The organism is Hespellia stercorisuis DSM 15480 (assembly GCF_900142165.1).
Classification (GTDB): domain Bacteria; phylum Bacillota; class Clostridia; order Lachnospirales; family Lachnospiraceae; genus Hespellia; species Hespellia stercorisuis.
The window spans coordinates 44,467-67,002 of the sequence record NZ_FQZY01000016.1; the positions used below are offsets into that span (position 1 = coordinate 44,467).

The window sequence follows — 22,536 nt, forward strand, 5'->3', positions numbered from 1 at the left end:
GTCCCCGGGTTGTGCAAAAGAAGTCCACGGCCCGGGGATAAATAGTATAAAAGCAAAGTGATTTCGGATATAGAATGTTAACTTGAACTACCTGCCTGGAAAGTGTAAATCTTTGATTGGGTGTAGAATAATATGAGGGTATGTGATAAAATTATAATAAGAATGTAATGAAAGATGTAATGAAAGATCAATTGTTGAAACGAACAAGATAGAAGAAAAACGGTGAGCGATGGGAGCAAAACAAAGTATACTGGTAGTTGAAGATGAGCCGATCAACAGAAGAATATTGCGGAAGATGCTGACAGACAAGTATGAGGTGGTTGAAGCTGAAAACGGTGCAGCTGCACTGACACTGCTGGAAGGTCATCAGGAAAAGTTTGCGGCAGTGCTTCTGGACATCATGATGCCGGTGATGGACGGGTATGAATTTCTGGATATCATCAGACAGAAGAAGATGACAGACATTCCGATTATTGTCATGACGGGTAGCAACGATGTCCAGACCGAAAAGCAAGTGCTGGATGCCGGGGCCTGGGATTTTGTCACAAAGCCTTATAATTCCAAGGTGTTATTCAGCAGACTGAAAAATGCGATTGCGCGGAGCCAGGTATCTGTTTATAAAAGACTGCAGAAATTGGCGGCGCATGATTCGCTGACCGGACTTTACAATCGGGGACGAATGTTTGCGGATACCCGGGCGATGCTGAAAGAACACCCGGATATACCGTTTGTTTTTGTGCGTCTTGATATTGATCATTTTGCACTGTATAACTCTGCCTTTGGCGAGGAAGAGGGCGATGCACTGCTCTGCTATCTTGCGGGCGCACTGAGTGACAGCATCGAAGGGGAAGAACTGATCACCTACGGAAGAATCACTTCGGATGTGTTCGGCGTATGCATGAGCTGCGACGGTGATAAAAAACAGCTGGAAAACTGGGTGTTTCAGATACAGAAACGGTTGTCTGAATACCGGAAGGATTATCTGTTGGAGATCTCAGCGGGAATCTATGTGATAGAAGACCCTTCCCTCAGCGTGGAGGAGTGCTATCTCCGTGCGTCCATGGGTGCGCAGAAATGCAAGAGCCAGTACGGAAAGCATATCGGCTATTATGATATCGGAACGGTGAATAAGACGACGGAAGAACTGACGATTGTCAATGAGATGCAGAATGCATTGGACACGGAGCAGTTTGTGGTCTATTTACAGCCGAAGGTGAATATAACGACGGAGAAGACCTGTGGTGCCGAGGCACTGGTGCGTTGGGTTCACCCGCAGAAGGGACTGGTCTCTCCGGGAGTGTTCATTCCTGTCTTTGAGCGGAATGGATTTATTGCAGCACTGGATTATTACATGTGGGAGCATACCTGCATGATGCTGCGCGACTGGATGGACTCGGGATATCAGACGATTCCAGTCTCGGTCAACATTTCCAGGGTGAGTCTGTACAATCCGCAGGTGATTGAACTTCTGGTCGGTCTGGTCGAAAAATATGGTATCGGCTACAAGGCACTTCAGCTGGAAATCACGGAGAGTGCTTACATGACGGATCCGGATCTGATGCTGCAGACGATTCATACTCTGCGCGAAAAAGGATTTATGATTCTTGTGGATGATTTCGGAAGCGGCTATTCATCGCTCAACACATTGAAAGATGTGGAGGCGGATATCCTGAAGGTGGATATGAAGTTCCTTCCGGTTGGAAATGAAGTCGAGAAGGGCGAAATTATTCTGGCATCCGTCATTAAGATGGCCAACTGGCTCGGAATGGAGGTCGTGGTGGAGGGAGTTGAGACCAGGGAGCAGAAGGACTTTCTGACCGGTGTCGGCTGCAACTACATTCAGGGGTATTACTATTCAAGACCCATTCCGCGGGATGAGTTTGAATCCAAATATATTTTTAAGACTGTGGAGACAGAGGAAAAAAAGGCACCGTTTCACAACGTGACGGTGCTGGTGGTAGATGACATTGAACTTGACCGGACATTGCTGGAGGAACATTTTGCGAGCCGTTATCATATCCACCAGTGTGAATGTGCGGAGGAGGCGCTGACCTATCTGCAGAACCATAAGAAGCAGGTGAGGCTGATTCTTACGGACGATACGCTGCCGGGAATGAGCGGTCTGGATTTCCTTGTTTACTGTCAGAATGATCCGGAACTGCATTTGATTCCGAAGATCATGCTCACGGCGGACGACAGACCGGAGAATCTGGCAAAAGCGTTTCGGTGCGGGGCGTATGATGTCCTCTCCAAACCGCTGGTCTGGGAGATTGTGGACGCGAGAGTTGGTCGCATCATGGACATCAGTGAGCGGTACCGGAATTTCCAGAAATGGAAATACGATGCGGGGGCTTTGAAAGAGAACGAGCGAACTGTGGATTCCTTAGACGCATTGCTCACGAGAGCGGATCATGAGATCCGGACTCCGATGCACGCGATTATTCAGGAAACCACACTGGCGATGAACGGAATGGATGCACAGAATTATGCGCAGGTGGAGGAATGTCTCAAAAAGATCGAACGCTCCTCCCGGCATCTGCTTGAGCTGATCAACGATGCATCCTGACGCAAAAGATCCGCAGCACAGCGATGACAGCGCAGCCACGAATTTGTGTGTGCCTCGGCGTACCGCAACAAAGGGTATGATTTTACGATTACATCGTCCACGGCATTTGATCACAAATGGATTGCAAACCGCAATGTTTATGATACAATATCGGCGATAACCGATGAGCTGTTTGCAAACTATTTGTCCAGACCGAATGTCAGACAGCCGATTCTGACACAGTATTGTGACGGAAGACAGGTGAGTTGTCCCGACTGGATGACCCAGTGGGGGAGTAAATCTCTGGGGGATCAGGGATATGCTCCGATTGAAATACTCCGGTACTATTACGGCGATGATATGTATATCAATATAGCACAGGAAATATCAGGAGTTCCGAGCTCCTGGCCTGGGTATACGCTGGAGGTGGGATCAGAGGGGGAAAAAGTAAGACAGATACAGGAGCAGCTCAATGTGATCGCAGGGGCTTACCCCGCCATCCCGAAGATATCCGTGGACGGCAGGTACGGTCAGGAAACAGCAGATGCAGTCCGCGTGTTTCAGTCTGTATTTGGCCTTCCCGAGACCGGAACGGTGGATTATAAGACATGGTACAAAATATCTGAGATCTATGTCGGGGTATCACGGATTGCAGAATTAGTATGACCTCGCGAAAGAGGTAAAAGAGTGTAACAGGAGAAGAGACAGATGTCCAGACGTCGAAGAAGAAACACAGGCTTGAAAATCATTCTTTTTATCGTTATTGTCTGTGTGACGACGGGAGTGATTTACTGGAAAATGGAACCAGTGACAGATAAGATACGGAATATCGTGAATGAGAAGAGCAGTATTCCGTTTACAGAGAATACGATCGAGGAAAGTGCGGTGGCAACGCAGTATTATTATCAGCAGCTGTCCGAGGACGAGAAGATCGTGTACAAAGAAATCCTCCAGGGTGTGCAGGAAGAACAGGGAGAAATCTATCTGCACACCACAGCGGCGGATCGGGTCGGGGCGGTGTATACCAGTGTAATTTATGATTTTCCGGAATTATTCTGGTGCACCGGGGAGGCATCGACCACCTCCTACAATGATTATTCAGTGATGCAGCCGCTCTATGCCTGCACGGGTGAGACGAGAGAGCAGATGAAGGCCGGGATCGAACAGGCGGCAGATGTGTGCATTTCTGGAATGGATCCAAATGCGGGAACCTATGACAAGGTGAAATATATTTACGAATACATCGTAAATACGACGGATTATGATATCAATGCCGAGTACAGTCAGAATATCTACAGTGTTCTTGTTAATAAAGTTTCTGTGTGTGCGGGCTATTCCAGGACGATGCAGTATCTGCTGCAAAAATGCGGAATCGAAGGTATGTATGTGACCGGAGTCATCAATGAAACGATGGAGGCACATGCATGGAATATTGTGAACTGTGACGGCGGATACTATCAGGTGGATGTGACGTGGGGAGATCCGGTGTTCCTGCAGCAGGAGGAAGATACGGCTCAGCCGGAATCCAACATCAATTACGATTATCTGTGCTGCACGGACAGTGAGATATACAAGACCCATACGGTGGATACAGAAGTCGTGTTTCCGGCCTGCACATCCATGGCGTATAACTATTATATCCTGAACGGCATGTACTACGATACATTTGATGCCGATATCTGTCTGAATGCTATGAACGACACCATCTACAGCGGCGGACCGCAGACGGTCTTCAAGTTTGCCAATGATGAGGTGTATCATCAGGCACATGATATGATAATCAATGATCTTCTGCAGCGTGCAGCGCAGAATCTCCTGCAGAATTATGGCCTGATGCAGACAAATTCTTCTTACATCGACGATCCGCAGATGGATAAGATTGTGATCATGTGGAGCTATCAGTAACCGGGATTCCGGGAACAGTTCTAAATAGTTACAATTATTTATAATAAATAGATGGGAGAATATTGTTGAAAAAGAAAAGAAGATGTTGTATAATCATATGAAAGTTTGAGAAAGAGGGCGCTCTGGAAGAAAGACTCCAAGAGTGCCTTTATTATGCAATACGATAAACAAAGTGAAGGGAAAAGGTGAAAAAATGAAAGCGTTTCTTATATTAGAAGACAGAACTGTGTTTACGGGAACGAGCATTGGCTCCACAAGAGATATGATTAGTGAAATCGTCTTTAATACCTCTATGACAGGTTATTTGGAGGTGCTTACAGACCCTTCTTATGCAGGACAGGCCGTGGTTATGACTTATCCGCTGATTGGAAATTATGGAATTACACCGGACATGGAATCTAAAAAAGCATGGCCGGATGGCTATATTGTTAGAGAATTGTCCCGAATGCCGAGCAACTTCCGTTGTGAGGGTAGCATTCAGGACTTTTTAAAAGCCCAGGATATTCCGGGAATAGCCGGAATTGATACCAGAGCACTCACGAAGATCCTCCGCGAGAAGGGAACCATGAACGGGATGATCACAACGAATGAGAATTATGATCTGGATGAGATTATTCCGAAGCTGGCAGCCTACACGGTTGGGGATGTAGTTTCCAAAGTGACCTGCGAGGAGAAGTATACTATAGAAGGCGAAGGCAAAAAGGTTGCGCTGATGGATTTTGGTGCAAAAAATAACATCGCCAAATCTCTGAATCAGCGTGGATGTGAGGTGACGATTTATCCGGCACACACATCAGCGGACGAAATCATCGCATCGAAGCCGGACGGAATCATGCTGTCCAACGGACCTGGAGATCCGGCAGACTGCAAGGACATTATCAGAGAGATCAAAAAATTATATGACTCGGAGATCCCAATCTTCGCAATCTGCCTCGGACACCAGCTGATGGCACTTGCGACGGGGGCTACCACGCACAAGCTGAAATACGGTCATCGCGGAGGCAATCATCCAGTGAAGGACCTGAGCAACAACAGAGTCTATATTTCCTCACAGAACCACGGATATGTGGTCGACACGGACAGCATTGACAAGAATATCGCAGCTCCAGCATTCACCAATGTAAATGATGGCACGAACGAGGGACTGACTTATGTTGGAAAAAATATTTTCACCGTGCAGTTCCATCCAGAGGCATGCCCGGGTCCGCAGGATTCCGGTTACCTGTTTGACAGATTTATTGAAATGATGGGAGGAAATAAATAATGCCAAGAGACAATAGTATAAAAAAAGTATTAGTAATCGGTTCCGGCCCGATCGTGATCGGACAGGCTGCTGAGTTTGACTATGCGGGTACCCAGGCGTGCCGTTCCCTGAAGGAAGAAGGGATCGAGGTTGTGCTGCTTAATTCCAATCCGGCGACGATCATGACGGATAAGGATATCGCGGACCGCGTATATATTGAGCCACTGACAGTGGAAGTGGTGGAACAGCTGATCAGAAAAGAACAGCCGGACAGTGTCCTGCCGACACTGGGCGGACAGGCAGCATTGAACCTTGCCATGGAGTTGGAGGAGAACGGATTCCTGAAAAATAACGATGTCCGTCTCATCGGAACAACCTCACAGACCATCAAGAAGGCGGAGGATCGTCTGGAATTTAAGACGACTATGGAAAAAATAGGAGAGCCGTGTGCTGCATCCCTCGTCGTGGAGGATGTGGATGCTGGTGTTGCTTTTGCGAAGGAAATCGGTTATCCGGTCGTGCTTCGTCCGGCCTATACACTGGGCGGAAGTGGCGGTGGAATCGCACACAATGTGGAAGAACTGATGGAGATCCTGGAGAACGGCCTCAGACTTTCCCGTGTAGGCCAGGTTCTCGTGGAGCGCTGCATTGCAGGATGGAAAGAGATTGAGTACGAAGTGATGCGTGACAGCAACGGAAACTGCATCACGGTATGTAATATGGAAAATCTGGATCCGGTTGGCGTGCACACCGGTGACAGTATCGTGGTGGCACCGTCCCAGACTCTGGGCGACAAGGAGTATCAGATGCTTCGTACCTCCGCGCTGAACATCATCAGCGAACTGAATATCACAGGTGGATGTAACGTACAGTACGCGCTGCACCCTACTACATTTGAATATTGTGTCATCGAGGTAAACCCGCGTGTGAGCCGTTCTTCGGCACTGGCTTCTAAGGCGACAGGTTACCCGATCGCGAAGGTGGCTGCAAAGATCGCCCTGGGCTACACTCTGGATGAGATCAAAAATGCAATCACGCACAAGACCTATGCAAGCTTCGAGCCGATGCTGGACTACTGTGTGGTCAAAATTCCGAGACTTCCGTTTGACAAATTTATCAGCGCCAAGAGAACGCTGACAACCCAGATGAAGGCAACCGGAGAGGTTATGAGTATCTGTGATAACTTTGAGGGGGCACTCATGAAGGCAATCCGTTCTCTGGAGCAGCATGTGGACAGCCTGATGTCTTATGATTTCACGGCTTTGGATGCGGATCAGATCAGAGAACAGCTGCAGGTAGTCGATGACAGACGAATCTGGCTGATCGCGGAGGCGGTTCGAAAAGGAGTGCCTTATGAAGAGATTCATGAGATCACAAAGATCGACCTGTGGTTTGTGGACAAAATCGCTATTATTGTTGAGATGGAGAATGCACTGAAGCAGCAGAAACTCACGCCGGAGCTTCTGAAAGAAGCAAAACGTATGGAATTTCCGGACAACGTCATCGCACAGCTGTCCGGGAAGACAGAGCGCGAGATTCACGACCTTCGCCATGAGAACGGAATCGTTGCGGCTTACAAGATGGTAGATACGTGTGCTGCGGAGTTCGCGGCTGCGACGCCTTATTACTATTCTGTGTTTGGCAGTGAGAACGAGGTGGAGGAGACCAACGCCAAAAAGAAAGTGCTTGTACTTGGTTCCGGCCCGATCCGAATTGGACAGGGAATCGAATTTGATTTCTGCTCTGTTCACTGTACCTGGGCATTTGCAAAAGAGGGGTATGAGACAATTATCGTCAACAACAACCCTGAGACGGTAAGTACTGACTTTGATATCGCGGATAAACTGTATTTTGAACCCCTTACTCCGGAGGATGTAGAGAGCATCGTGGATCTGGAAAAACCGGACGGGGCTGTGGTACAGTTTGGCGGTCAGACTGCAATCAAGCTGACAGAAGCCCTGATGAAGATGGGCGTACCGATCCTCGGAACCTCCGCAGAGAATGTGGATGCGGCGGAGGACCGTGAGCTGTTCGACGAGATTCTGGAGAAATGTGGAATCCCAAGACCATCCGGCGGAACTGTCTATACAGCGGAGGAGGCAAAAGAGGTGGCATCCAGACTGGGATATCCGGTTCTGGTACGTCCTTCCTATGTACTTGGCGGACAGGGCATGCAGATTGCGATCAACGATCATGACATCGATGAATTTATCGGAATCATCAACCGGATCGCGCAGGATCACCCGATTCTTGTCGATAAGTATCTTGTGGGAAAAGAGATCGAGGTGGATGCGGTCTGCGACGGCGAGGACATTCTGATTCCGGGAATCATGGAGCATATTGAACGTGCGGGAATCCACTCCGGAGACAGTATCTCCGTATATCCGGCACAGAGCCTGACAGAGGCGACAAAACTTAAGATTGAAGATTATACAAAGAAACTGGCTCAGTCTCTTCATGTAATTGGACTGATCAACATTCAGTTTATCGTCTGCGGTGAGGATGTGTACGTGATCGAGGTAAATCCTCGCTCCAGCCGTACGGTTCCTTACATCAGCAAGGTGACCGGCATTCCGATCGTACCGCTGGCGACCAAGGTCATCATCGGCGCGAAGATAAAGGAGCTGGGCTACACACCGGGACTGCAGAAAGAGGCAGATTACATCGCCATCAAGATGCCGGTATTCTCCTTTGAGAAGATCCGCGGGGCTGACATCAGCCTTGGACCGGAGATGAAGTCCACAGGAGAATGCCTTGGTATCGCGAAGACATTTAACGAGGCACTCTACAAAGCCTTCCTCGGAGCCGGAATCAACCTTCCGAAGTACAAGAACATGATCATGACCGTGCGCGATGAAGACAAAGAGGAAGCCATCGAGATCGGACGTCGCTTTGAGAAGATCGGCTACCGGATCTTTGCTACAAGGGGAACCGCCGAGGCTCTGAACGGGGCAGGCGTGAAAGCGATTCCGGTGAAGAAGATTGAACAGGAATCACCAAACCTTCTGGATCTGATTCTGGGACACGAAATCGATCTTGTCATCGATACGCCTCCGCAGGGTGCAGACCGTGCGAAAGACGGATTTGTCATCCGCAGAAATGCCATCGAGACCGGTGTCAATGTTCTGACGGCGATGGACACGGCGAGAGCACTGGCAACCAGCCTGGAGAATACGGATATCACCCAGCTGACGCTGATCGACATTGCAAAAGTACAGTAATGGAGCAGGAAATCTGTTTTTAGGGCTCTGATATTGAAAAAATAATAAAAAGAAGTCTGATCAAAGATGCAGATAAGAAAGCCGCCCGCCAATATGTAAAAAACATATTGGCGGGCGGCTTGTCAGTGTGAGAAGTGCAATTATGCTATGGAATAAGGACTGCAAGCTGTTGGACTGTGCTAGAATAATGAATCCGGCCGGACTGCGTTAAAATAATTCCTGCAGGGCGGCAAGAAGCCGGTCATTATCCTCCGGATTCAGAATACAGAATCGGACATATTCGCCGTTTAATGCCTCGAAAGAAGAGCAGTCCCGAATCATGAGCCCCTTTTTGATGCAGTGTTCGAACACCGCAGATGCTGTGAGTCCTTTTTTTGTGATCTGAATCAGGATGAAATTGGCAGCTGCGTCATATGCCCGGACACCCTGAAAGCTGCGAAGCTTCTGGAGGAGCCGCTCCCGCTCGGACAAAATCAGCCGGCGTGTTCTGGCGATGTATTCCTGATCTTTGAGCATCTGTTCTCCGGCAAAGGCGCCAAGGCTGTTTAGAGACCATGGATTCTGGTGCTCCTTCAGGCGGGATAAAAAGGTCTGGTTGCTTGTCGCACCGTAGCCCAACCGCAGTCCCGGAGCCGCAAAAAACTTGGAGATCCCGCGCAGAATCATCAGATTGTCGTAGTCTGCCACCAGCGACATCGCTGTGATGGCAGAGACGTCTGGGGCAAATTCGGCATAGGTCTCGTCGATCATTACAAAGATCTTCTTCTGCCTGCAGTGTTCCAGGATGGCCCGGATCTGATCCTGGGTGACGGCCGATGATGTCGGATTGTTGGGGTTGCAGAGAATGAGCAGGTCGATGTTGGCTGTGAGATGACTGCACAGGTCATCGAGATCCAGAGAGAAATCGTGTTCTGCGCGAAGCAGATAGTAGTCCTGAACACCACCAACAAAGTCGAGCTCTCTGGAGTACTCAGAATAGGTAGGACCGACGATCAGGGCGTGCTTCGGCGCACGCTGCTCTATGAGCAGAGCAATCAGCTCGGTGGAGCCGTTTCCCACGATGACATGGGATGGGGAGATGGAACAATAGTCGCCGATACACTTCCGAAGAGAAGTGTATTCGCGATCAGGGTAAGTGCTGATCAGATCGAGATTGTCAGCAAGTGCGGTCCGGACAGCGTCAGACAATCCCAGTGGATTGACGTTGGAGCCGAAATTGCGGATAGAAGCCTGGGGAATATGGTAATAGGCAGAGACGGCCTCCAGGTCGCTGCCATGAAAAGCTGGTTTTGTATTCATGTATACAATCTCCTTTGAAATTCTTTTATATCAGCATTGCATGTCACACTGAATTGATGCTATAATCTATTATAGTATGTTTATGGAAAAATGCAATGTGACAAATAATTAAGTAGGTGACGGATATTGAAGAATAAGATAAAACGTTTTTCAAAAGGAGATTTTCAAATTCAAAAACCGGATGTAATATTTCCGGAGACGAGACTGATCCTTCGTGTCGGTGAAGGCGAAATGTATAAAGGGAGCTTCTCGCTGCAGAATCAGCTGGACGGGGACATCAGGGGACTGGTGTATCCTTCCTCTTATCGTGTGCAGTGCGAGGAGCAGGGATTCGAAGGAAATCCGGTAAATATCTATTTTACATATGACGGAACCGGTTTGCTGCCGGGACATGTGGAACACGGAACATTTACCATTGTATGTAACGGCGGAGAGTATGAGGTCGCATTTACCGCGATCATAGAGAAACCTTTCGTTATGACCGCTTACGGCAAGGTGCAGAGTCTGGATGATTTCAAAAAATTGTCTTACCGCGATTTTGCGGAGGCTGAGAAGCTGTTCCGAAGCCGGGATTTTTATGAGATTTTAAAATACGAGGATAAGAGGATCAAAGCGCTTTACGACAACATGCGCAAATGGGAGCTTGACCAGCAGGCGCTGGAGGAATTTCTGGTGGGCTGCAAACAGAAGGAAAAGATATTCCTGATGATGGAAGAAGTCAGCAGGGCTTTTTCGGATGTGACGGAAACCAGAAAAGAGATGCTGACGATCACAAAGAACACGTGGGGCTATCTGGAGATTGACGTTCGTACGGAAGGCGATTTCCTCATGGTGGAGCATACCAAGATCACGACAGATGAATTTATCGGCAGTTCCTACAGACTGGAATACTTTATCCGGAATGTGGCGCTTCACAAGGGCAACAATTTCGGTCAGATCATTCTGGAGACACCGTATGAGACTTTGACTTACGAGGTGGTTGTGGCGAAAGACGTGGTCGAGGATGATGAATATCAGCTTGCGGATATTGAGTATGCCCATCTCCTCAAGAGTTACATCTCATATGAGGCTGGAACGACGGATCTGAACACCTGGGTGGACGATGCGTTGGAGAGGATTGGAAAAATCCGGGAACTTGACAAGACAAACGAGATGTATTTGCTGGTACAGGCCCATATTTTCCTGCTTGGAAACCGCAGGGACGAGGCGAAGCGGGTGCTGGAATCCTACAACTACAACCGGTTTGCAATCGGAAAAAATATTGAGATCAGCTCCTATTATCTGTACCTGACCACGCTGCTCAGCAACGACAATGTGGGGCAGCGTAAGGTTGCCGAGGAATTGTCCAAGATTTACCTGAAGAATCCGGACAGCTGGAAGGTTCTGTGTATGCTGGTCAATGTGGATCAGCAGTATAAGATTTACAGCGAGCGGCTCCGCGTTCTGGAACAACAGTTTTTCGAGGGGGCGCACAGCATTCTGTTCTATATGGAGGCGTATAAGATCTACCGCGAAAAGAGCACGACATTGAAGCGTCTGGGGACGTTCGAGATCCATGTGCTTTTGTTTGCGACGAAATACAAACTGTTGACGAAGGAACTGGCTTTGTACACGGCCAATCTGGCAAGCCAGCAGAAGCAGTTCGACAAGCATCTATACGGCGTACTGGTCGGAGCGTATAAGATGTACGAGGATTCCATGATCCTGACGGCAATCTGTACACTGTTGATCAAGGGCAGTTGTACGGACAACGTGTATTTTATGTGGTACGAGAAGGCGGTGGAATCGGAACTGAAGATTGCACAGCTCTATGAGTATTATATGGCATCCATCAAAGTGGAGCACTTTTCCAAGCCGCTCCCGAGATCGGTCTATCTGTATTTTATGCATGGCAATGCACTGAATTTTGAGAAATGTGCACTCCTGTTCTCGAACCTGATCACCTATGTGGATGACAGCAGTGAGATTTTTGCACATTACAGGGAGTCCATGGAAGAGTTTGCGTTGAAGCAGCTTGAGAAGCGCCGTGTGAACGAGAGACTTCGGATTATTTACAAGCGTTTTCTGGTGGAGGATCTTATGGATCCAGAGCGGATCAAGGCTTTGTACGATATCTGCCATGCGTATGAGATTACGACAAAGGTACCGAATATACAATATCTGCAGGTGATCAGTGACGATGGAACCATTACACAGAAGGTTCCGTATACGGAGAATGGGGCACGTGTGTTCCTGTATTCTAAGACGGACCGGATCGTATGGGAGGGAAAAGAAGGACGTCATTACACGGACTCCGTTCCGTATGAAAGCAAACGATTATTCTACGAACTGCGCTACATGGATATGTGTAAGCGCTATATGAATACGAATTCCCAGGGCGGAAGAGAGAACATTAAGGAAGAACTGACGCTGGAGACGGTGAAGGAGCAGAACATCGAGAACTTCGGGGAGGATGAGCTTCTGGCGCTGTGCAGCAAGGTGATCAGGGAGACCAACTATTCGAGTGACGATTTCCTGACGTATGTGTGTTTTGAACTGTTTAAGAAAAAGCAGTATGACCGGGTCACGCTGACGTATCTGACGAATTTCTTCTGTGGAACGACCTCGGAGATGAAGCAGCTCTGGGGGGAGGCGAAGGAATATGAGATCCACACGCATCCGCTGTCTGAGAGAATCATCACGCAGATGCTTTTCTCGGAGGAGATGTTCGGCGAGGAGGCTATTTTTGAGGAATACTATGCAGAGGGGGCTTATTTCCGCCTGCAGCAGGCTTATCTGAACTACGCCTCGAAGGAGTATGTGGTAGAGAGCAGAAAGATTCACCGCAATGTGATTGACATTATCTGCAAGGAATTTGAGAAGGGTGAGCAGATTCTTGACATCTGCAAGATTGCGGTATTGAAATATTACTCGACGAGAGAATTTAGCGGTTCCTTACGCAAGACGCTGAAAGCCTTTATGCAGGATCTTTGTACAAGGCAGATCTATTTCCCGTTCTTCATGGAATATGAGGAGAACTGGCTGATCGAATTTCAACTGTGGGACAAGACACTGATTGAATACAGAGGGCAGCGCGGGAGCCGTGTGATGCTCTACTACCAGATTCAGAATGGAAATACAGAGGGAGGCACGTATCAGATGGAGAGCCTTGTACCGATGTATGACAATATTTATGTGAAAAAATTTGTACTCTATGCGAGAGAACGGATCAGATACTATTTCAAGGAAACAGTGGACGGCAACTCCTACCGGAGCGATAAGCAGGTATATGAGAAGCGTCCGATGCGAGGGGAAAAAGGCCGCTATGGCAAGCTGAACCGGATGATTCTTGCGAAGGAGGACACAAAGGCGAAGCGCATGGAGGCCTATGCGAAGGAAGAGGCGCTGGCAGCTTATATGTTTGAGCAGTACTAGGAGGTGAACAACTTGGGACAAGGCAATATAGTTGGATATGATATCAATGAAAAGAATTGCCAGATCAGTTATTATAATGACCAGCAGATGGAACCGGAGACACTGGAAGTGGACGAGGACAATTTTCAAATACCTCTGATCATAGGAAAACTGAGGGATACATGGGCGTACGGCAAAGAGGCAAAACGTCTGGTGACGATTAAAGAGGGCTTTACAGCCTCGAAGCTGTATACCAAGAGTATCGCAGGCGAGAAAGTGGAGCTGGGGGAAGAGATTTACGATGCATCAGAGCTTCTCTACAAATTTATCGAGCTGTCGCTGCAGTCGTTAAAAAGAATCGATGGAATCGTGTTCAGCGTTCCAAGTCTGGACGAGGAAATCGCAAAATTACTCCGCGAGATCGGAGAAAAACTTGGGATAGACAAGACGCGTATTTTCATACAGGACTATAAAGAAAGCTTCTGCAATTATCTGTTTTATCAGCCGAAGGAGTTATGGCAGTACGATGCGGCATTGTTTTACTGCGACAGAAATGAAGTACGGGCCTATATGCTGAGGCGTCTGAAGCCGGAGTTCGGCATGGGAAAATCTACGTTTGTGACGGTGGATGAGGTGGCCAGTGCACACATGAAGGAGCTGGCTGCAGTTTACCCGGTGCTGAATGAGGACAAGGCGCAGGATGCCGATATGCGATTTAAAAATTTTGTGGTAAGCGTGTTCGACAAACGAATCGTGTCCTCTGTGTTTCTGACAGGGGAAGGATTTGAGAACAACTGGTACCCGGAATCACTGCGGGTGCTCTGCAACGGGCGCCGGGCATTTATCGGGAACAATCTGTACAGCAAGGGAGCCTGTTATACGGCGTACCGCAATTCCTTTCTTACGGCGGAGGCACCGATCTATCTGGACAACAGCAAGCTTACGGACCGGATCACGGTTCCGATGCGTGTGAATGGCCAGGAAATCTGGTATCCGATCGTATCCTGGGGAGCGCACTGGTATGAGTCCGACAATAGCTGGGAGGTTCTGCTGGAGGATGCGGAGGATGTGGAATTTCATGTGGAATCACTGACGCAGGGAACCATCCAGACAGAGAGTTTTTCACTGGCGCAGCTGCCGGAGCGGAATGAATATTCAGTTCGGCTGCGGGTTGAAACACATTTTCTGGATGAGAGGACCTGCAAGGTGACAATCCGTGATGTTGGTTTCGGGGAATTTTTCCCGGCCACGGATTTTGAAGATTCTAAGATCATTCATTTAGGAGGAAACGATGGGAAGTTTAATTCTTTGTCACAATAGAAAAGCAGATCACGCCTATGAAATCACCCGGATTCACCGCAAAATCTATACGATAGAAGAGTTATGCTATTATTTATGCAACAATCTGTATCTGATCGATTATACGATTATGAATGAACAATTGTGTAACTGGCTGGCGGAGGAGTTGGGGCTGGAACAGCTGGCGGAACGGCTGATTGACATTCTGGCGCGGCGTGGCTCCATCGAGAACTTCGTGCTTGCCATTCTGACGGAATCGAGGATATATGCGGAGACGGAGATGATCCGGATCCAGAACGTACTGGAACGACTGAGAAATCAGAAGGACATAGAGCGCCAGAAGTACAAGGGGGACAACCTGCTCGAGAGCGGAGAGATGGAAGAAGCTATTATGGTATACCGGTCCATCCTGCAGGGTGAGAGAGACGAGACCGTCGACAAGACCTTCTACGGCCGCATTTATGCGGGGATGGGCGCGGCTTACGGAAGACTGTTTCTTTATCAGGAGGCGGCCAATATGTATGACAGAGCATATCATATCTGTGAGGACGATGTGCTGCTGAAGCCATATTTATATGCATCCAGCCGGTACATGTCGATGGAGGAGTACCACATCCTGATTACGAACAACGAAAAACTGGCGGATATCAATGCACAGATGCACATAGAGCAGAAGGAAGTGGAGCAGAATGTGCATATTGAGCCCTCCAGAGCATTGCTGGAAAAATGGAAGAAACAGTATCGGAGAAGTCATATTTAAGCCGGGTGATTCGTTGACATCGCAGCAAAAGTATGATACGATGTCAAGGCAGTTTAGCGTGGTAGAGTAATCCATCGCTAAAAGAATGAAGCGGAGGGCTATTATTTATGAAAAAGAGAATGGTATTATTACTGACAGCAGCTTTAGCGGCAGCTACAATTCTTGCGGGATGCGGCAGCAAGAGCGAGACCACATCCGGAGGTTCCGATGCGAAAGCATCCACGGAGAGTGTTGAGAAGCAGAAGGGTGACACTTTTACAGTGGGCTTTGATGCAGAGTATCCGCCATATGGCTACAAGGATGACAGTGGCGAGTATGTAGGGTTCGATTTGGATCTGGCACAGGAGGTATGTGAGCGCAACGGATGGGAACTTGTGAAAAAACCGGTTTCCTGGGATGCGAAGGATATGGAACTGGATTCTGGAACTATCGACTGTATCTGGAACGGATTCACAATGACCGGACGTGAGGATGAGTACACATGGTCTGAACCGTATATCGACAATTCACAAATCTTTCTAGTGAGTGCAGATTCCGATATTAAGAGTCAGGAAGATCTCGCAGGAAAAACGGTTCTGGTGCAGGCTGATTCAGCAGCATTAGAAGCACTGCAGGGAGATGCAAAGGATCTGGCAGATACATTCGGAACGCTGACAGAGGTGCCGGATTACAACACTGCGGCAATGAACCTGGAGGCAGGTGCAGCGGATGCAGTTGCCATGGACAAAGCAATTTCAGCAAGATATACTGCTGACGGAAAACTCAAAGTTCTGGATGGCGAAATTTCAAAAGAGCAGTATGCAATCGGCTTTAAGCTGGGCAACACGGCGCTGAGAGATCAGGTTCAGAAGACGTTTGACGAGATGGTGGCAGACGGAACTGTGGCAGAGATCGCTGAGAATTACGCATCAGATGATATCCCATCTGCATTGTGCGTTGGGAAATAAGCAGGAAAGCTTTATAAAAAGAATCAGTCAGGCTTAGTCAGCCTGACTTTTTCGATAAAAACAGATACGGAGGACATGAAGGATGAATATAATATCAATAATCGCGCAGCTGGCGCAGGGGATGAAAATATCAATCCTTATTTTTGCGGCCACGCTGCTTTTTTCACTTCCACTGGGACTGGTGGTGGCGTTCGGAAGAATGTCAAAAATCAAAATCATACAATGGATTGCGAAGGTATATATTTCTATCATGCGTGGAACTCCGCTTATGCTTCAGCTGATGTTCGTATATTTTGGGCCGTATTACATATTTGGTCTTCGGATTGCACCGGGCTACCAGATGGCGGCTGTACTGATCGGATTTGCCATCAATTATGCGGCATATTTCGCGGAAATCTACCGCGGCGGGATCGAGTCCATGCCAGTGGGACAGTATGAGGCTGCGAGACTGCTGGGATATAATAAATTTCAGACATTCTTTCATATCATATTTCCGCAGGTGTTGAAACGGATTCTCCCATCTGTCACCAACGAGGTGATCACACTGGTGAAGGATACGTCCCTGGCCTTTGTGCTTGCAGTTGCGGAGATGTTCACAATCGCAAAACAGATTGCATCTGCACAGACATCTATGGTTCCGTTCATCGCTGCTGCGGCCTTTTACTATCTGTTTAACCTGATCGTGGCGGTCGTGATGGAGAGAATCGAAGAAAAATTAAATTATTATAAATAATAAGGAGGGAATGTCATGAGTTTACTGGAAATGAAGCATATTAAAAAGAGCTTTGATGGGCTGGAAGTATTGAAAGACATCTCTCTTACGGTGGAGGAGGGTGAGGTTCTTGCTATTATCGGACCTTCCGGTTCCGGAAAGTCGACACTGCTCCGTTGTGCGACGAATCTGGAGAAGGAGGATGCCGGGGAAATCAGATATGAGGGACAGTTCGGGCTGGTATTCCAGAACTTCAATCTGTTCCCCCACTACTCAGTTTTGAAGAACATCACGGATGCGCCGATCCGCGTTCAGAAAAGAAAAAAAGATGAGGTTTATGCGGAGGCGCGGGAACTTCTGAAAAAGATGGGGCTTCAGGATAAGGAGGAGGCATATCCATGCCAGTTGTCCGGCGGACAGCAGCAGCGGGTGTCGATTGCGCGGGCGCTGGCCATGAATCCGAAAATCCTGTTTTTTGACGAGCCGACCTCGGCGCTGGATCCGGAACTGACCGGAGAGATTCTCAAGGTGATCAAGGATCTGGCGGCGGAGCATATGACCATGGTGATTGTGACCCATGAGATGAATTTTGCAAAAAATGTAGCAGATCATATTATCTTCATGGACAAAGGCGTGATCGCGGAGCAGGGGACACCGGAGGAGGTGTTTGGTTCGGACAACGCCCGTATGCAGGAGTTCCTGGGAAAATTAAATAATGATTAAAGCGGTAAAAGAAGTGAAGAATTTCCAAAAAACAGACTGGACATTAATTAATAAAAGAGATAACAGTCTGTTTTTTATTAGACGTACTTATATGTATACCGATAATAAATTATGATACAGGTTGATGGGAATGATTGCATTTTTGGAAACCTTGTATTATACTTTATACGACTAGAATTTGAAAATCATAGTGATTAAATGAAAAGGACAGGTGGAAACGAATGAAAAAATTAGAACAACTTTACGAGGGAAAAGCCAAAAAAGTATATGCAACAGAGGACCCGGATGTGGTAATCGTAGATTACAAAGATGATGCGACTGCATTCAACGGAGTGAAAAAGGGCACAATCGTAGGAAAAGGTGTAATTAACAATCGTATGACCAACCATGTATTTCAATTGTTTGAAAAAGAGGGAATCCCGACTCACTTTATAGAAGAATTAAGTGACAGAGAGACAGCAGTGAAAAAAGTGCAGATTGTACCGTTGGAAGTAATCGTGCGTAACGTTGCAGCGGGAAGTTTCTCTAAGAGAATGGGAGTGGAGGAAGGAAAAGAGCTTCTCTGCCCTATCCTGGAATTTAGCTACAAGAACGACGATCTCGGTGATCCGTTCATCAATGATGATTACGCGCTTGCACTCGGACTGGCTACACAGGAAGAAATCGACACGATCAAGGCTTACACGAAGAAAGTAAATGAGATCATGAAAGCTTATTTCCTTCAGGCAGACATGAAACTGATTGACTTTAAAATTGAATTTGGTAAAGACTCTGCAGGAAAGATCATTCTTGCTGATGAAGTTTCACCGGATACCTGCAGACTGTGGGATGTACATACGAATGAAAAACTCGACAAAGACCGTTTTAGAAGGGATCTTGGCAACGTTGAAGACGCTTACAACGAAGTCTTCAAGAGGTTAGGCATTGAATAAGGAGTTTCCGAAGATGAGTGATTTTGAAAAAGTAACCACCGGAATGGGCGAAGAATGTGGTGTGTTTGGTGCTTATGATATGGATGGAAATGATGTGGCATCCTCCATATATTATGGGCTGTTTGCCTTACAGCACAGAGGGCAGGAAAGCTGTGGTATCGCAGTGACGGACACGAACGGACAGAGAAAGGTTCTCTCGAAAAAAGGACTTGGTCTCGTCAATGATGTGTTTGACGCAGAAGTACTCCAGAGTCTGAAAGGAAATCTCGGAGTGGGGCATGTCCGCTATTCGACAGCGGGAGGAACCAGAGTTGAGAACGCCCAGCCACTTGTCATCAATTACGTAAAAGGAACATTGGCAATTGCGCATAACGGCAATCTGGTAAATGCGATCGAACTTCGCAAAGAGCTGGAGTATACCGGGGCAATTTTCCAGACGACCATTGATTCCGAGGTGATTGCTTATCATATCGCGCGCGAACGACTGAATGTGACGACTGCGGAGGATGCCGTGAAGAATGCGATGATGAAGATCAAGGGTGCATATGCACTTGTGGTCAGTTCACCGCGAAAGATGATTGGAGCGAGAGATCCTCTTGGTCTGAAGCCACTTTGTATCGGAAAGAGAGACAACACGTATTTTCTTGCATCTGAGAGCTGCGCGATCGCGGCAGTGAACGGGGAGTTCGTCAGAGATGTACTCCCGGGGGAGATCGTAAGCATCACAAAGGATGGCGTGGATTCAGATATGAGTCTTGCAGTTTCGGCAGAGAAACAGGCGAGATGCATTTTTGAATATATTTATTTTGCCAGAACGGACAGCACCATCGACGGCGTCAATGTTTATCATTCCCGTATTGTGGCGGGAAAAGCGTTGGCGGAATCTTATCCGGTTGAAGCAGACCTCGTGGTTGGAGTCCCGGATTCGGGGCTGGTTGCCGCCAAGGGATACTCAGAACAGTCCGGGATTCCTTATGGCATGGCGTTCCACAAGAACAGTTATGTGGGAAGAACGTTCATTAAGCCGACCCAGAGTGCCAGAGAAACCAGTGTGAAGATCAAGCTGAATGTGATCGAAGAAGTCGTAAAAGGAAAGCGGATCATTATGGTGGACGATTCCATCGTGCGTGGAACGACCTGTGCCAATATCATCAAGATGCTGAAGAAGGCGGGAGCAACCGAGGTACATGTGAGAATCAGTTCACCGCCGTTTCTGTATCCGTGCTATTTTGGCACTGATGTACCGTCCAATGAACAGTTGATTGCACATTCGCATACAACGGATCAGATCCGGGAACTGATCGGCGCAGACTCACTTGGATACATGGAAGTAGATAAATTAAAAAACATGGTAGGAGATTTGAAGTTCTGTGACGCATGTTTTACAGGAAACTACCCGATGGAAGTGCCGAATGAGGACATCAGTCAGGCATTTGAATAAAAAACATAGTTCTTATATGGGGACAGGGTTAACCCTGTCCCTGATTTGAAAGGAGAAAAAAATGACAACAGACAGATACGTAAGCCCCCTTTCCGAGCGGTATGCAAGCAAAGAGATGCAGTACATTTTTTCGCCGGACATGAAGTTTCGGACATGGAGAAAGCTTTGGATCGCACTTGCGGAGACGGAGAAGGAATTAGGGCTGAACATTACAGAGGAGCAGATCGAAGAACTGAAAGCGCATGCGGAAGATATTAACTACGATGTGGCAAAGGAACGGGAAAAACAGGTACGTCACGATGTGATGAGCCACGTGTATGCATACGGGGTGCAGTGCCCGAAAGCCAAAGGAATCATTCATCTGGGAGCGACCTCCTGCTACGTGGGAGACAATACGGATATGATCGTGATGGCGGAGGCGCTAAAACTGGTAGAGAAAAAACTGGTCAATGTGATCGATGAGCTTGCGAAGTTTGCGGACACAAACAAAGCACTTCCGACGCTGGCATTCACACATTTTCAGCCGGCGCAGCCGACAACTGTCGGAAAGAGAGCTACGCTCTGGATGCAGGAGTTCATGCTGGATCTGGAGGATCTGGAGTATGTGCTTGGCAGCCTGAAGCTTCTGGGCTCTAAGGGAACGACCGGGACACAGGCAAGTTTCCTGGAACTGTTTGACGGAGATCAGGAGACTATCGATAAGATCGATCCGATGATTGCACAGAAGATGGGCTTTGCGGAGTGCTATCCGGTATCGGGACAGACCTATTCCAGAAAAGTGGATACAAGAGTGGTCAATGTTCTGGCAGGTATTGCTGCAAGCGCACACAAGTTTTCCAATGATATTCGTCTTCTTCAGCATTTGAAAGAGGTGGAGGAACCATTTGAGAAGTCACAGATCGGTTCCTCTGCGATGGCGTACAAGCGAAATCCGATGAGAAGCGAGCGGATTGCATCTCTTTCCAGATACGTGATGGTGGATGCACTGAATCCGGCAATCACATCTGCAACGCAGTGGTTCGAGAGAACGCTGGATGATTCAGCAAATAAGCGTCTCAGTGTGCCGGAAGGATTCCTCGCGATTGACGGAATCCTGGATCTTTGTCTCAACGTGGTGGATGGTCTGGTGGTTTATCCGAAGGTTATCGAGAAACGTCTGCGTTCTGAACTTCCGTTCATGGCAACGGAAAACATCATGATGGATGCAGTAAAAGCCGGTGGTGACAGACAGGAGCTTCATGAGAGAATCCGTGAGCTTTCCATGGAGGCGGGCAAAAATGTCAAGGAAAAGGGATTGGACAACAATCTTCTTGAACTGATAGCGGCTGACCCTGCATTCAACATGTCACTTGAGGAACTTCAGAAGACAATGGATCCGTCCAGATACACCGGACGTGCAGAAGTACAGGTGGATGCATTCTTGAAAAACGTTGTGAACCCAATGCTGGAAGACAAGAAAGAGCTGCTTGGAATCAAGGCAGAAATTAACGTATAAAGTGAGACCGTAAAAGAAGAAGGGCGGGGAGTATCCGCCCTGTTGGAGGTAATTATGGTAGTAGGAATTGTAATTCTGGTTATTGTGATTGTGATTGCAGTATGGCTGGTCGGTGCTTATAATGGATTTGTCACATTGCGCAACAAGTGTGAAGAAGCATTCTCGGCAATGGATGTATCCCTGAAAAAGAGATACGACCTGATCCCTAATTATGTGGAGACAGTAAAAGGATATGCAAAGCATGAGTCTGAAACGCTGGAGAAAGTGATCTCAGCGAGGAACGCAGCGATGAATTCCACAACGCAGGAACAGCGTATCGCCAATGAGAATATACTGTCTGGTACGTTAAAGTCCCTGTTTGCTGTGTCAGAAGCATATCCGGATCTGAAGGCTAATCAGAACTTTCTGCAGCTGCAGGATCAGCTGCAGCGCATCGAGGAAGAAATTGCCGGATCCAGAAGATATTATAATGGTGTAGTGAACAAGTTCAATACGAAGACGGAGATGTTCCCGGGCAATCTGATAGCAGGCATGTTTGGGTTCAAGAGAAAGCCTTTGTATGAGGTGAATGATCAGGCAGAGAGAGAGAACGTAAAGGTTTCTTTTTAGAGACTGTTGTTG

Annotated in this window: 15 protein-coding genes and 1 pseudogene; 15 read left to right on the forward strand and 1 reads right to left on the reverse strand. The window is 47.8% G+C overall.

Translation table 11 applies throughout. The features are described from left to right. Nucleotides 1-229 precede the first annotated feature (229 nt). The 5 genes and pseudogenes from BUB85_RS06530 (at nucleotide 230) to carB (ending at nucleotide 8,914) form a co-directional block, all read left to right on the forward strand. A complete protein-coding gene (locus BUB85_RS06530) occupies nucleotides 230-2,566 on the forward strand; it encodes an EAL domain-containing protein (protein WP_073107148.1) in 2,337 nt (778 codons plus the stop codon). Nucleotides 2,567-2,626: 60 nt separating this feature from the next. Continuing rightward, nucleotides 2,627-3,211: pseudogene (locus tag BUB85_RS06535) on the forward strand (peptidoglycan-binding protein); the annotation flags it as partial. 42 nt (nucleotides 3,212-3,253) lie between these two features. Then, nucleotides 3,254-4,450, forward strand: a complete 1,197-nt coding sequence (locus BUB85_RS06540; protein WP_073107154.1) for a transglutaminase domain-containing protein — start codon at nucleotides 3,254-3,256, stop codon at nucleotides 4,448-4,450. Between the two features lie 193 nt (nucleotides 4,451-4,643). Further along, entirely contained in the window at nucleotides 4,644-5,714 is a 1,071-nt protein-coding gene (locus tag BUB85_RS06545; RefSeq protein WP_073107281.1) for a carbamoyl phosphate synthase small subunit, read from the forward strand. Next, nucleotides 5,714-8,914 carry a carbamoyl-phosphate synthase large subunit gene (gene carB, locus BUB85_RS06550; protein ID WP_073107158.1) on the forward strand — a complete coding sequence of 1,067 codons (3,201 nt, stop codon included), beginning with the start codon at nucleotides 5,714-5,716 and terminating at the stop codon, nucleotides 8,912-8,914. The genes BUB85_RS06545 and carB overlap by 1 nt, the downstream gene beginning before the upstream one ends. Before the next feature lie 207 nt (nucleotides 8,915-9,121). Here the strand turns inward: carB and BUB85_RS06555 are convergent, their stop codons facing one another. Next, nucleotides 9,122-10,213: a pyridoxal phosphate-dependent aminotransferase gene (locus BUB85_RS06555; RefSeq protein WP_073107165.1), complete on the reverse strand. Its 1,092-nt coding sequence runs from the start codon at nucleotides 10,211-10,213 to the stop codon at nucleotides 9,122-9,124. 126 nt (nucleotides 10,214-10,339) lie between these two features. Between BUB85_RS06555 and BUB85_RS06560 the strand changes: the two genes are divergently transcribed. From BUB85_RS06560 to BUB85_RS06605, 10 genes are all read left to right on the forward strand, one after another. Beyond that, nucleotides 10,340-13,627, forward strand: a complete 3,288-nt coding sequence (locus tag BUB85_RS06560) for a DUF5717 family protein (RefSeq protein WP_073107172.1) — start codon at nucleotides 10,340-10,342, stop codon at nucleotides 13,625-13,627. Nucleotides 13,628-13,639: 12 nt separating this feature from the next. After that, a complete protein-coding gene (locus BUB85_RS06565) occupies nucleotides 13,640-14,926 on the forward strand; it encodes a DUF5716 family protein (RefSeq protein WP_073107179.1) in 1,287 nt (428 codons plus the stop codon). Continuing rightward, nucleotides 14,898-15,665, forward strand: a complete 768-nt coding sequence (locus BUB85_RS06570) for a hypothetical protein (RefSeq protein ID WP_073107184.1) — start codon at nucleotides 14,898-14,900, stop codon at nucleotides 15,663-15,665. The genes BUB85_RS06565 and BUB85_RS06570 overlap by 29 nt, the downstream gene beginning before the upstream one ends. Before the next feature lie 107 nt (nucleotides 15,666-15,772). After that, entirely contained in the window at nucleotides 15,773-16,612 is an 840-nt protein-coding gene (locus tag BUB85_RS06575; protein ID WP_073107189.1) for an amino acid ABC transporter substrate-binding protein, read from the forward strand. A gap of 82 nt (nucleotides 16,613-16,694) precedes the next feature. Beyond that, a complete protein-coding gene (locus BUB85_RS06580) occupies nucleotides 16,695-17,345 on the forward strand; it encodes an amino acid ABC transporter permease (RefSeq protein WP_073107194.1) in 651 nt (216 codons plus the stop codon). A 15-nt stretch (nucleotides 17,346-17,360) separates the two neighbouring features. Then, the gene (locus BUB85_RS06585) at nucleotides 17,361-18,047 is read left to right on the forward strand and encodes an amino acid ABC transporter ATP-binding protein (protein WP_073107199.1); all 687 of its coding nucleotides are present in this window, start codon (nucleotides 17,361-17,363) and stop codon (nucleotides 18,045-18,047) included. 221 nt (nucleotides 18,048-18,268) lie between these two features. Then, nucleotides 18,269-18,979 (forward strand): phosphoribosylaminoimidazolesuccinocarboxamide synthase, encoded by a 711-nt coding sequence (gene purC / locus BUB85_RS06590; protein ID WP_073107204.1) that lies wholly within the window; start codon nucleotides 18,269-18,271, stop codon nucleotides 18,977-18,979. Between the two features lie 13 nt (nucleotides 18,980-18,992). Continuing rightward, on the forward strand, nucleotides 18,993-20,420 hold the full coding sequence (purF, locus tag BUB85_RS06595) for an amidophosphoribosyltransferase (RefSeq protein WP_073107284.1): 1,428 nt from the start codon (nucleotides 18,993-18,995) through the stop codon (nucleotides 20,418-20,420). A gap of 61 nt (nucleotides 20,421-20,481) precedes the next feature. Continuing rightward, entirely contained in the window at nucleotides 20,482-21,915 is a 1,434-nt protein-coding gene (gene purB / locus BUB85_RS06600) for an adenylosuccinate lyase (RefSeq protein WP_073107209.1), read from the forward strand. Between the two features lie 54 nt (nucleotides 21,916-21,969). After that, on the forward strand, nucleotides 21,970-22,524 hold the full coding sequence (locus tag BUB85_RS06605; RefSeq protein WP_073107214.1) for a LemA family protein: 555 nt from the start codon (nucleotides 21,970-21,972) through the stop codon (nucleotides 22,522-22,524). The last annotated feature ends 12 nt before the right edge of the window (nucleotides 22,525-22,536 follow it).